Origin of the sequence: Helicobacter sp. MIT 11-5569, from assembly GCF_000765695.2 — a bacterium.
Classification (GTDB): Bacteria; Campylobacterota; Campylobacteria; order Campylobacterales; family Helicobacteraceae; genus Helicobacter_D.
In genome coordinates, this window is record NZ_JRPB02000004.1 from 1 (window position 1) to 12,084 (window position 12,084).

At 33.1% G+C, this 12,084-nt stretch carries 16 protein-coding genes; 15 read left to right on the forward strand and 1 reads right to left on the reverse strand.

All coding sequences use genetic code 11. From position 1 onward, the window contains the following. Positions 1-257 precede the first annotated feature (257 nt). Both LS70_RS09930 and LS70_RS04655 read left to right on the forward strand, forming a co-directional pair. Positions 258-422 (forward strand): hypothetical protein, encoded by a 165-nt coding sequence (locus LS70_RS09930; RefSeq protein WP_161594702.1) that lies wholly within the window; start codon positions 258-260, stop codon positions 420-422. A 12-nt stretch (positions 423-434) separates the two neighbouring features. Beyond that, complete coding sequence (locus LS70_RS04655) at positions 435-1,541, forward strand: hypothetical protein (RefSeq protein WP_034291495.1); 1,107 nt, start codon at positions 435-437, stop codon at positions 1,539-1,541. A 544-nt stretch (positions 1,542-2,085) separates the two neighbouring features. Here LS70_RS04655 and LS70_RS04665 read toward each other — a convergent pair. Next, the gene (locus LS70_RS04665) at positions 2,086-2,292 is read right to left on the reverse strand and encodes a hypothetical protein (RefSeq protein ID WP_138109360.1); all 207 of its coding nucleotides are present in this window, start codon (positions 2,290-2,292) and stop codon (positions 2,086-2,088) included. A 491-nt stretch (positions 2,293-2,783) separates the two neighbouring features. Here LS70_RS04665 and LS70_RS09935 point away from each other — a divergent pair, with 491 nt between their 5' ends. The 13 genes from LS70_RS09935 to fliE all read left to right on the forward strand — a co-directional run bounded on the left by LS70_RS09935 (position 2,784) and on the right by fliE (position 12,082). Next, positions 2,784-2,948, forward strand: a complete 165-nt coding sequence (locus LS70_RS09935; RefSeq protein WP_161594702.1) for a hypothetical protein — start codon at positions 2,784-2,786, stop codon at positions 2,946-2,948. Between the two features lie 12 nt (positions 2,949-2,960). Continuing rightward, a complete protein-coding gene (locus tag LS70_RS04670) occupies positions 2,961-4,067 on the forward strand; it encodes a hypothetical protein (RefSeq protein WP_034291495.1) in 1,107 nt (368 codons plus the stop codon). 71 nt (positions 4,068-4,138) lie between these two features. Beyond that, complete coding sequence (locus tag LS70_RS04675) at positions 4,139-5,809, forward strand: AMP-binding protein (protein WP_138109361.1); 1,671 nt, start codon at positions 4,139-4,141, stop codon at positions 5,807-5,809. Then, positions 5,781-7,073, forward strand: coding sequence for a DUF4910 domain-containing protein (locus tag LS70_RS04680; protein ID WP_034291363.1), 1,293 nt, complete (start codon positions 5,781-5,783; stop codon positions 7,071-7,073). Before LS70_RS04675 ends, LS70_RS04680 begins: the two co-directional genes overlap by 29 nt. After that, positions 7,067-7,318 (forward strand): phosphopantetheine-binding protein, encoded by a 252-nt coding sequence (locus tag LS70_RS04685; protein WP_034291358.1) that lies wholly within the window; start codon positions 7,067-7,069, stop codon positions 7,316-7,318. Before LS70_RS04680 ends, LS70_RS04685 begins: the two co-directional genes overlap by 7 nt. After that, positions 7,305-8,024, forward strand: coding sequence for a hypothetical protein (locus LS70_RS04690; RefSeq protein WP_034291361.1), 720 nt, complete (start codon positions 7,305-7,307; stop codon positions 8,022-8,024). The genes LS70_RS04685 and LS70_RS04690 overlap by 14 nt, the downstream gene beginning before the upstream one ends. Beyond that, positions 8,021-8,932 (forward strand): AAC(3) family N-acetyltransferase, encoded by a 912-nt coding sequence (locus LS70_RS04695; protein ID WP_138109362.1) that lies wholly within the window; start codon positions 8,021-8,023, stop codon positions 8,930-8,932. Before LS70_RS04690 ends, LS70_RS04695 begins: the two co-directional genes overlap by 4 nt. A gap of 3 nt (positions 8,933-8,935) precedes the next feature. Continuing rightward, positions 8,936-9,733 (forward strand): formyltransferase family protein, encoded by a 798-nt coding sequence (locus LS70_RS04700; RefSeq protein ID WP_052083406.1) that lies wholly within the window; start codon positions 8,936-8,938, stop codon positions 9,731-9,733. Beyond that, positions 9,726-9,959, forward strand: coding sequence for a phosphopantetheine-binding protein (locus tag LS70_RS04705; RefSeq protein WP_034290191.1), 234 nt, complete (start codon positions 9,726-9,728; stop codon positions 9,957-9,959). Before LS70_RS04700 ends, LS70_RS04705 begins: the two co-directional genes overlap by 8 nt. 2 nt (positions 9,960-9,961) lie before the next feature. Continuing rightward, the gene (locus LS70_RS04710; RefSeq protein ID WP_052083405.1) at positions 9,962-10,744 is read left to right on the forward strand and encodes an AAC(3) family N-acetyltransferase; all 783 of its coding nucleotides are present in this window, start codon (positions 9,962-9,964) and stop codon (positions 10,742-10,744) included. 62 nt (positions 10,745-10,806) lie between these two features. Then, positions 10,807-11,241: a flagellar basal body rod protein FlgB gene (gene flgB, locus LS70_RS04715; protein WP_034290189.1), complete on the forward strand. Its 435-nt coding sequence runs from the start codon at positions 10,807-10,809 to the stop codon at positions 11,239-11,241. A 12-nt stretch (positions 11,242-11,253) separates the two neighbouring features. Beyond that, on the forward strand, positions 11,254-11,754 hold the full coding sequence (gene flgC, locus LS70_RS04720) for a flagellar basal body rod protein FlgC (protein WP_034290187.1): 501 nt from the start codon (positions 11,254-11,256) through the stop codon (positions 11,752-11,754). 10 nt (positions 11,755-11,764) lie between these two features. Next, positions 11,765-12,082 carry a flagellar hook-basal body complex protein FliE gene (fliE, locus tag LS70_RS04725; protein WP_034290185.1) on the forward strand — a complete coding sequence of 106 codons (318 nt, stop codon included), beginning with the start codon at positions 11,765-11,767 and terminating at the stop codon, positions 12,080-12,082. Positions 12,083-12,084 lie beyond the last annotated feature (2 nt).

Sequence of the window (12,084 nt, forward strand, 5' to 3'; positions counted from 1 at the left end):
ATAAAATCCCAAAAAGTAACATCTAACTAAATATTATAAAAAAATATTTTTTCAAACAACAAGATTTAACAAAAAATAATTTAAAATAAAAATGTTAGAAAATAACAAGGAGATATAGAATAAATGAAAAAATACTTTTAAGTTTATTATTTATCAGCAGTCTAGGTTTTAGTGCTGAAGTTGATGTAATTGCTATTGCGACAAATGGTGCTTTAAATGAACAAAGTGAAGGCATAAAAGTTTTAAATGATAAAGAAATGCGTGAAGTTGTAGGAGGGTATAGACCTTTTACTGCTAGTTGGTATGGACATACTTATATTCAACAGCCTTGGACAAATAACTATAATGCAAATAAATATCCTCAAACCTCTAATCAAGCAATTCTTTCTAATGCGTTTATGAGTTGGTATATTGGAAAATAAGAGTTATTCCATATGATACTAGGTTTAAATACTCACAATTCAAACGCTAAAAACTTAAGCCCGGAGAATGTTGTTAATATTGAATGGCTTATGCGGAGTGTTGATTACTCTGCACTCAATCCAAACTTCACAGAACCAAAAGCAGAAGAACTACAAATTAGCAGCATTAAAACAAGCAATGGGAGTGCTTATTCTAATAATGTCTATTTTAGAGACCCACTTAATCATGCTTATGTTAAAGTAGGACTAAGTGATAAAAATCTAAGTAATCTTCAAAATCTTTTTGGTGAAAATTCTATCAAGAGAGATGGAGATAATATTCTCCTAAAAGGTGAAGCAGAAAAGTTTGTTAGTGGTTGGTTTGGAGATATTGCCTATAAAAGAGGTTATCTTGGAGCAGATATTAATCAAGATGGAACTTTAGATGATGATGAGAAATTACAGCTTACTACTATACCAACTGTTCTAGTAGCTGTATTTGGAAATAAGATTCAGCCTATTGCTGCGGATAATTATCAAAGGGCTCACGCAGTTACAGATGGGAAAGAGTGGACATTGACTGCACCAAATTCCATAGAAAGTGCATTAAATCAAAGCCTAGAGCAAGATAAAAATGCAGATGGCAAAATACTTTATAATGAAAGAAGGACTGTTAAAGAAGCTAAACAACGTCTTTATGAAATTGCTGTAGAAATGGAAAAAAGAAGACTTCCGATTCCAGACTTTGCTCCACTTGAAATGATGGAAGAGAATGCTAAAATGCTCAAAAAATCTCTCCAAGAGCAATTAAGCAAAGAAGGTGTTAAACTTAGTGATAAAACTTTAGAATCTACTTCAGTCCAAGATTTACAAAGTATGCTTGATAATGCAAAAGGAAATCCTAAAGCAAAACAAACACAAGATACAAATAATCAACAAGAACAAACTGATATTTTTTCACAAATCCAAAACTTAACCAAACTCCCTAAAGATACTTTAGAAAAGAATCTAGCAAATAATCCTAACTTTGAAGATGAAGTCATTTCTATTGTCAAAGAAATCACACAAAATGTTGATAACTTTTATCAATCTACAAACACACAACCTAAACAAGAAGCAATGCTTGATGTGCAGGTGTGAAATAGTTTGGTAAAGTTGGGGCAAGAGAATAATCAATATTTAGAAGCGAAAATCACCATTCCTATGGAAGCTATTTACGAATCACGAGGATTCAGACATCATCATTACAGAATTATAACACGATCCCTAAAAATGTAAAAGTGTTTCTAATATCAATCTCACCAAAAATAGTCTATCTGGATACAAACACATAGAATTATTAATCGTGGATTGATAAGAATATATTTCACTCTCTTCTTTTGGCGCGGTAAGCTGTGTTTTATTGCAATTCTCTACAAAAAGTTCTTGGGAATCTTCAATCGTAACTATTCTTTCGCCTGGGTCAATTTCACCCCTTTTTTATTGAATTCAGAAGGGAACAAAATTATTAGAAAAGATTATTATATGAAGAGATTTGTGCTTTAGAAATGCAACGGTAAAAAGGTGGGAGAGAAATAAATTAAATTTCCTCTCTGTAGTTATGCCTTTGATAATTTGTAAATCACATAAAATAAAGCACCGAAAAACCCAACAAAAGAAACAATTAGTGCTATAAAACCTGTTGTCATTCTTTCTCCTTTTCTAGTTTATTTACTTCTTTTAAAAAACTTTTAATCAGTATTGCTATGGTAACAAGCAAGAATACAACAACCATAACCACAATATATGTGTTTTCAAGAGAATATTTTTCATAATTAATAAAAGTATATCCTAATACACCAAACAATGCAGTTAATAATGCTAAAATAAGAGATTTGTAAAAATCAATCATTGCTTTTATTTTTTCTTTTCTACTCATAAAGGAATTATAATCAAAATCTTGTAAATAAAAATAAAACAAGAATATCAGTATAATTAATTTTTACTCCAACAGGAGGGACACCCAGTGCCACCCGCGTTGTTATGCTACGCTTTACAAAAAGGGGATAAATTTTATTAAAATTAACTAAAAAACTTTTGCAAAAAGCTTTTCTTTAAGGTTATCATTGTTTGTTACATTAAAAAAATAAAATCCCAAAAAGTAACATCTAACTAAATATTATAAAAAAATATTTTTTCAAACAACAAGATTTAACAAAAAATAATTTAAAATAAAAATGTTAGAAAATAACAAGGAGATATAGAATAAATGAAAAAATACTTTTAAGTTTATTATTTATCAGCAGTCTAGGTTTTAGTGCTGAAGTTGATGTAATTGCTATTGCGACAAATGGTGCTTTAAATGAACAAAGTGAAGGCATAAAAGTTTTAAATGATAAAGAAATGCGTGAAGTTGTAGGAGGGTATAGACCTTTTACTGCTAGTTGGTATGGACATACTTATATTCAACAGCCTTGGACAAATAACTATAATGCAAATAAATATCCTCAAACCTCTAATCAAGCAATTCTTTCTAATGCGTTTATGAGTTGGTATATTGGAAAATAAGAGTTATTCCATATGATACTAGGTTTAAATACTCACAATTCAAACGCTAAAAACTTAAGCCCGGAGAATGTTGTTAATATTGAATGGCTTATGCGGAGTGTTGATTACTCTGCACTCAATCCAAACTTCACAGAACCAAAAGCAGAAGAACTACAAATTAGCAGCATTAAAACAAGCAATGGGAGTGCTTATTCTAATAATGTCTATTTTAGAGACCCACTTAATCATGCTTATGTTAAAGTAGGACTAAGTGATAAAAATCTAAGTAATCTTCAAAATCTTTTTGGTGAAAATTCTATCAAGAGAGATGGAGATAATATTCTCCTAAAAGGTGAAGCAGAAAAGTTTGTTAGTGGTTGGTTTGGAGATATTGCCTATAAAAGAGGTTATCTTGGAGCAGATATTAATCAAGATGGAACTTTAGATGATGATGAGAAATTACAGCTTACTACTATACCAACTGTTCTAGTAGCTGTATTTGGAAATAAGATTCAGCCTATTGCTGCGGATAATTATCAAAGGGCTCACGCAGTTACAGATGGGAAAGAGTGGACATTGACTGCACCAAATTCCATAGAAAGTGCATTAAATCAAAGCCTAGAGCAAGATAAAAATGCAGATGGCAAAATACTTTATAATGAAAGAAGGACTGTTAAAGAAGCTAAACAACGTCTTTATGAAATTGCTGTAGAAATGGAAAAAAGAAGACTTCCGATTCCAGACTTTGCTCCACTTGAAATGATGGAAGAGAATGCTAAAATGCTCAAAAAATCTCTCCAAGAGCAATTAAGCAAAGAAGGTGTTAAACTTAGTGATAAAACTTTAGAATCTACTTCAGTCCAAGATTTACAAAGTATGCTTGATAATGCAAAAGGAAATCCTAAAGCAAAACAAACACAAGATACAAATAATCAACAAGAACAAACTGATATTTTTTCACAAATCCAAAACTTAACCAAACTCCCTAAAGATACTTTAGAAAAGAATCTAGCAAATAATCCTAACTTTGAAGATGAAGTCATTTCTATTGTCAAAGAAATCACACAAAATGTTGATAACTTTTATCAATCTACAAACACACAACCTAAACAAGAAGCAATGCTTGATGTGCAGGTGTGAAGCTTAAAGTTATAACAACACTTTTAATAATTTTAGATATAATCACACATTTATTTTAAGCTAGGGTGAGTATGGATTCTTTAAGTAAAGCATTTGAAAATGTTTTTAAGCAATACGCAAGTAATTGCGCCATAGAAGTGGATAAGAAGACAATCACTTATGCGGAGCTTGAAACTTCAAGTAAGGCACTAGCTAACTTTCTGCGCCAAAACTTCGCGCAAGAAAATAGCGTAATTTTATTTGGCGCACGTTCTTTAGAGGTTTATACTAGTGTTGTGGCTTGTGTGCTTGCTAACTATACTTATGTTCCCTTAAATCCTAAGTTTCCAAATGAGCGTTTAAGCAATATGATTGAACGCGCGGAATCTAAATTAATGCTTTTATGCACAGAATGTGTTAAATCTTTTTGCTCTATTGCAGATTCCATAAAGCCACTTTTTGTTCTATGCTATGGAATAAGCAGCACAGAACTAGCAAAGCAATTTCCACAACATAACTTCCTAGAAATTCCTAGATTAGAGAATTTTGAGATTTCCACTTTTAAGATTCCGCAAAACAAAGCGGATTCTAACCCAGCATATTTGCTTTTTACAAGCGGAAGCACTGGAATCCCAAAAGGAGTTTTGGTAAGTCGCAATAATCTTATTGCTTATGTCAAGCGCATACAAGATTTATATCATTTTACACAACACGATAGAATCTCACAATTTTTTGATTTAACTTTTGATTTGAGTATGCACGATATTTTTTGCACATTACTTTCTGGAGCGACGCTTGTTGTGATTCCGCAAATTTGGTTGTTAAATCCGATGAAATTTATCACACAAAAGCAACTTAGCGTCTTTTTTGCTCCCCCATCTTTAATTGCATATTTGCAAAACTTAAAAACTCTAAAAGAAAATTCCTTGCCAAGCCTTAGAATCTCTTTGTTTTGCGGGGAGGCACTACCCTTGAAGTCTGCGCTTGCCTTTGCAAAGGCTGCTCCAAATTCTTTACTTGATAATCTCTATGGTCCTACAGAAGCGACAATTAGCTTTACATATTATCGTTTTATTCAAAAAGGTGGAATTGCAAATGGAATTCCGTCTTTACAAGAGACAATTTTGCCGCTTGGATTGCCCTTTAAAGGGCTTGCGCTATCTTTAAGAGATGCAGAAAATCAGGAAGTAAAAAATGGCGAAGCAGGAGAGATTCTACTAGGAAGTGCAAAGGCTGCGCAAGAGACTTCACAAATCGCACTTGGCTACTATAAGGATTCTACTAAAACACAAGAAAAATTCATAGAAGAAAATGGGGTTAGGTGGTATAAAACAGGAGATTTAGGTAAATTTGACACCACATTAAATGCGTATTGCTTTTTAGGTCGTATTGATGAGCAGGTGAAAATTCAAGGATTCCGCGTGGAGCTTTTAGAGATTGATAATGCGCTAAGTGTGGTGAGCAATAAAAGAGCGCGTGCGATTGTGCTAAAAGAAAATGCACTTGATGTGCTTTATGCTGTGATTGAGGATACAAATTGTAATGCACAAGAGATTTTAAGCGCATTGCGTCAAAAACTCCCGCATTATATGATTCCACGACAGATTTTTTCTTTAGAAAAATTCCCACTTAATGCAAATGGAAAAGTTGATAGAAATGCCATTAAAGATTGGCTAGTCTATCATATTGCCCCCCCCCCCCACAATTACTTGCTTCCTAGATTATGGCAAGGAAATGTATGCGCTAGCGCAAACCCTTTTTAAGATTCCACGTTCTTTAAGCGGAGATGGGAATCGCAAAACATTAAACATCTTAAAAGATTCTTTAAAAACTGCGACTTTGGAGATTTATGAGATTCCAACTAACACGCGGGCTTTTGATTGGAAGATTCCAAAGGAATGGAATGTTAAAGATGCTTATATTATCACGCCAAGCGGAGAGAAAATCTGCGATTTTAAAGAGAATAATTTGCATTTGGTGGGTTATTCTATTCCAACGCGCGTTCAATTAACCTTTGCAGAGCTAAAAGAGCATTTGCATTTTTTAGAAAAGCAGCCCAAAGCGATTCCTTATATTACTTCTTATTACAAAGAGTATTTTGGATTCTGTTTAGATTTTGCGAGTTTTAAAGCACTTCAAAAAGAGTATGAAAACTCACAAGAGAAATTTCAAGTCATAATTGATAGTAAGCTAGAAAATGGCGCAATGAGTTATGGAGAGATAAGAATCCCAGGAAAAAGTAAGCAAGAAATTGTGCTTAGCACTTATATTTGTCATCCACAAATGGCAAATAATGAATTAAGCGGAATCCTAATGTGTTACGCTCTTGCAAAGCTTTTAAGCCAAAGAGAAAATCGCTATTCTTATAGAATCTTATTTGTGCCAGAGACAATAGGAAGCATTTATTATTTAAGCAGACATTTAAACGCGCTAAAGGAATCTTGTGTCGCAGGATTTATTCTAACTTGCATAGGGGATAATAGAAATTACTCTGTGCTGCATTCTAAAAGCGAAAATAACTTAGCTGATAGAGCCACAAAACACATTTTAAAGCATTTTTATAAAAATTTTAAAACATATTCCTATTTGGAGCGTGGAAGTGATGAGAGACAATACTGTGCGCCGGGCGTTGATTTACCATTTTGCACACTAATGCGGACAAAATTTGGAGAATATTTAGAGTATCACACAAGCCTAGATGATTTGAGTTTGCTTAGTGCGCAAAGTTTGAGCGAGAGTTTAGAATATGTCTTGCGCGTGCTAAAAGCGGTAGAAATCAATGATGTGTATGAAAATACGATTCTTTGTGAGCCACAGCTTGGCAAAAGAGGGCTTTATCCAACTCTTAGCACCAAAGATTCTATCCATCAAATCAAAGATATGCGCAATCTTTTAATGTATTGTGATGGTAAGCTTGATTTACTTGAAATTGCGGAGATTTGTGGATTTAATTTGTTGGATTTAGAAGAATATTTAGAAAAGTTTATTGCAAGTGGGCTACTAAAGAAAAAGGAGAAAAAATGTTAAAGAAAAGAATCTTTGAGTTTTTAAAAGATAAAAATCCAACACTCAATGTAGGGGATTTTGAAAATCTACCACTTTTTAGTGCCGAGAGTTTAGATTCTATGAGTTTTTTAGAGCTTTTAAGCACACTTGAAGAGGAATTAGGGATTGAGCTTGATTTAAGCGAGTTTGACCCTGATGAATTTAGCACATTTGGCAAGTTTTGCAAGATTGTAGAATCCTTAAAGAATCAAAATGCAAGTTATTAATTGGGAAGAGCTTTATAAGCTGGAATTTGTGTATTTTAAAGATTGTTATTCAACTTGCGATTCTTATTGTTGTAAAAATTTCTTAGGAGAAAACTTCAAGATTTTAAACCAAAAAGCCGTTACACTTGCACTTTTAGAAGGAGAATATGAATATTATAGGCAAAAAGGTGGAATCCAAAACATAACAACACCCGCAAAAAAAGAGGAATTTACGCTCAAAAATGGTAAAAAATTTGTGCTATATTTTCTCTCTTGTGAATGCTCTGGGCTTTGTAACCCACACTCAATGCGTCCGCTTCTATGTAGAATCTATCCTTATTTTCCGCGTGTTAGTGCTAAAGGAGAGATTTTAGGATTCTTTCCAGCAGCGTTGATGGATTTGTTTTATAGTTCCAGCCTTACTCACCCTTGCACTTTGGCTAGAGTGCATAGTATAGAGCTAGAAAAGCAGCTTAGGCAAAATCTTCAAGTCCTTTTAGAGATTCCACTTTTTATTTTTGTTTTTCGCGCTGCGGAAGTTTTGGCTATGTCTTTGCAAAAATATTTAGGCAATGTGCATATTGATACGATAGAACAGAAAGATAAATTTTTGCATAAACTTGAATGGAGTTTGTTAAGCAATAAAGCTTGGAATAATGAGGAATTTAAGGAATCCATTGTGCAAATTTATACGCAAATAGCAGAGATTTATGGGGATTTCTTATGAAAAGCTATAATTTTAAGCAAGTCAAAGAAATTTTTAAAATCCTAAAAGATAAAGATACGCTTTTAATCCATAGCGCATTACAGAATTTAGGACGATTAGAGGGAGAAGAGTTTTCTAGGATTCCACAAGTTTTTAGGGATTTTTGTTTGGATTTGAGTGCGCGAAACACGCTTATTGTGCCGACTTTTAATTATGATTTTCCCAAAACACACTATTGCGACTTAAGGGAGCAAAAAAGCGTGATTGGAATCTTGAATGAAAGTTTGCGGAAGGTAGCTAAATATCGGAGCAATCACCCGATGTTTAATTTCGTAGGTTTTGGTGAAAATGCTCAAGCAATTCTTTCTGCAAACACATTAGAAAATAATCCTTTTAGCAAAGATAGTGTGTATTCTCGCTTAAAGGAACAAAATGCTTTAATGCTGTTTTTGGGTATTGATATACGCGTTTGCACTTTTGTCGTTTATGTTGAGGCTATGTGTGGTGTGAAATATAGGTTTTTTAAGCCATTTTTGGGAGAAATTATCACAATGGAGAGCGAGAGATTCCAAACAGAGTTTTATCATTTTTGCCGCCCGATGGATGATGGCGCAAAGGTAAGTTATGTACGACTTTTAAAGGAATTATTAGCAAATGGAATCTTGCAATTCTTCCCTCTTGGAGCAAGTGGAATCTATGTATTAAGAACACAAGAGCTTTTTAGTTTTCTTCAAAATCGCCTTAAAGAAGAACCTTTTTTCTTGCTAACTAATCCCCCTAAGGCTTATTATTGTTATGACAAAGAAGCACAAGTAGAATCCCTTGAGAGAGAAGACTTTAGCGGGGGGGGGGGGGATTTAATCGCTCTTTATACAGCTTTAATAAGCTGTTATTTTTACATTACTCTAAGTAAAAAGACTAGGGGGTAATGTATGGTAAGGTTTGCACAAATTTTAATTTTGGGCAATGGAAATTTACCTTTATGGATTTTAAAAGCGTTACAATCCTCTTCTTATGCTTTACAATGCGCTTCTTTTAAGGAATCTAATCTTTCATTTTTTGGTAACTATTGTAAAAAACAAAAAATATCCTATACAAATTTTACGCAAAGTTCTGCTTTAAAGGATTATCTCTCTAGTATTACACAAGAATGCCTAATCATTAGCGCAAATAATTATTATATCTTTCCGCCTGAAATTTTAGAGAAAAATACTCTAAAAATTATCAATTATCACAATTCTTTGCTCCCTGCTCATCGTGGATTAAATGCGCAAATGTGGAGCATTTTTGAAGAAGATAAAGAAAGTGGAATCACTTGGCATTGTGTGAATAAAGATATTGATTGTGGGGATATTATACTTCAAAAGCACATTGATTTAGGTTTGGAATATACTTATTTTACGCTCACGCAAGAGCAATTAAAAAGTGCTTATAACGCTTTTGTAGAAATTAAAGACAAAATTTTAGAATGGAATTTTGATTGCACAAAACAAGAACATTTCAAAAAATCTACTCTGCATCTTAAAAAAGATTTACCAAATAATGGCTTTTTGGATACAACTTGGAATACACAAAAACAATGGGCTTTTTTGCGTTCTATGGATTGTCAAAAAAGCGGAGCAATTCCTCTGCCAAAAGTTATGCAAAATGGCAAAATCTATACGATTTTAAACTACACCAAAAACGAAAAAGACGCAATCCATCTAACATTAAAGGAATCTAATGAATAGTTTAAAACAAATCTTGCAAGAGACAATTCCAGATATAAACCTTGAGAGTTGCGATTTTATCGCTGATGGTTTTTTGGATTCGTTTGCGCTAATGGCTTTGATAGAAAAACTAGAAAGGCATTATCAAGTTAGTATTTTTGGAGAAGAGATTGATATTGAAGATTACACAAATCTCAATACAATTTCAACTTTTCTAAGCAAAAAGAATGTTTTATTAAAGAATTAGCGATGCAGCTTGTTAAATTTAAAGATAAAATTTACACAACACAAATGCTAGAAGATACTCTTTGTGCGCTTGGAGTTCAACGCGGAGATAGTATCTGTGTGCATACAGAGATTTGGCGTTTTGGGATTGCGTTGCAGAGCAAAGAAACTTTTAATAAAGCCATTCTTGATATTTTTGTTAAGATTTGTGGCGATGAGGGAAATGTATTGATTCCAACTTTTACTTATAGTTTTTGTGAAAATAAAATCTTTGATGTGTGTAATACACCTTCAAAAGTTGGAATGCTAGGAGATTTCTTTTTAAAAAATGGAGCAATACGCACACATTGCCCGATTTTTTCTTTTGCTATTAAAGGGAAGTTAGCTAAAGAATTATGTCAAATTAGCAATGAAGCACTAGGTAAAGATTCTATTTTTGATAAAATGCTTCATCTTAATAGCAAAATTCTTACATTTGGTAATCAGTATCTAGGATATACTTTTGTGCATTTTGTCGAGTCTGTTGCAAATGTTCCTTATCGTTTTGACAAAACTTTTAGCGGAATCTTAAAAGATGAGTTGGGTTTGGAATCTCAAAAAAGTGTCGTCTATAAAGTCCGACATCTCGACCAAGATAGCATTCTTGATTATGTAAAAATTGCACATTTTTTAAAAGATTTAGGGATTTTAAAAGTTATGGAATTTGGAGGAGGGGATATTGGAGTTATGGATTATAAAATGGCTTTTAATACGCTTTTAGAGCAATTCCAAAAAGATTCCAAATTTTTTTTAAAAGAATCTCTATAAATAGATATTTTGGAACAAAACTTGCTTTACTCTATGGTAAGTTTATCTTTTTAGGAGTTACTATGAGTATTTTTAGTTATAGCCCAGCACGTGAATTAGCACAAGAAGCACTAGACCATAGAGCATTGCGCCGTGATATGATTGCTAGTAATATCGCTAATGTTTCTACTCCTATGTATCGTCCAAAAGATGTAAATTTTGAACAAATGATGGCATTAAAAGCAGATGAGATTTTTAATCGCAATCGTGATTTGGAGCTTGATGTCGCAATTACTAACAAAAATCATTTGTTGCCAGCAAAAGATATAAATCCTTATCAACCAACAATGTTTTATCGTGATGGACATTTAGCAAGAAATGATGGCAATAGCGTAGATTTAGATATTGAAACAAGTGAAATGGGTAAAAATGATATTATGTATCAAGCAATTGTTGGAGCATTGCGTAAGCAAGGTGGAATCTATACTTATGCTGTTGAATCTTCAAGAAATATTTAATAAGGGGAATAAATGTTTTTATCAAGTTTTGATATTAGCGGCTATGGACTTTCAGCCCAACGCCAAAGAGTAAATTTAATCTCAAGTAATATTGCCAACGCAAATACCACGCGAACGGACGAAGGCGGACCTTATAGAAGAAGAGAATTAGTGCTAAAAGCATTTGATTTTGATAAAGTTTTAAATCAAAAGTATGAAAAAAGCAATAATTTGTTAGAATATGAAGATCCATTAGATGAAATGGATAGTTTTGATGAGCAGCGTAAGCCCAAGCCTACGCTAATGAGTGTTTATGTTGATAAAATCGTGCGCGATGATACTCAACCTAAAATGAAATACGAACCAAGCCATCCAGATGCAAATTCTGAAGGTTATGTTGCGTATCCAAACATTAATCCTGTTGTAGAAATGGCAGACTTGATTGAGGCATCAAAAGCTTATCAAGCAAATGTCGCAGTCTTCCAAAGTGCCAAAAATATGGCTTCTACAGCAATTTCAATGTTCCAGGCATAAAGGATTATAAATGGAAATTAAAAAATATGGGGTGGATTTAGAGAAGCTTAACTCTAAACTTCAAGATGTCCCTAATTTATCGCCAAACCATGACTTAAATCCACCTACAAAAAGTTTTGGCAGTATGCTAAAAGAAGCAGTAGATGAAGTCAATGCTTACCAAAAAACAACCGAACAAGCAATGGCAGATATGGCAACAGGTCAAATTAAAGATTTACATCAAGCAGCTGTTGTTATTGGAAAAGCAGAAAATAGCATGAAACTAATGCTTGAAGTGCGCAACAAAGCAATTAGTGCTTATAAAGAATTAATCAAAACACAAATGTAATC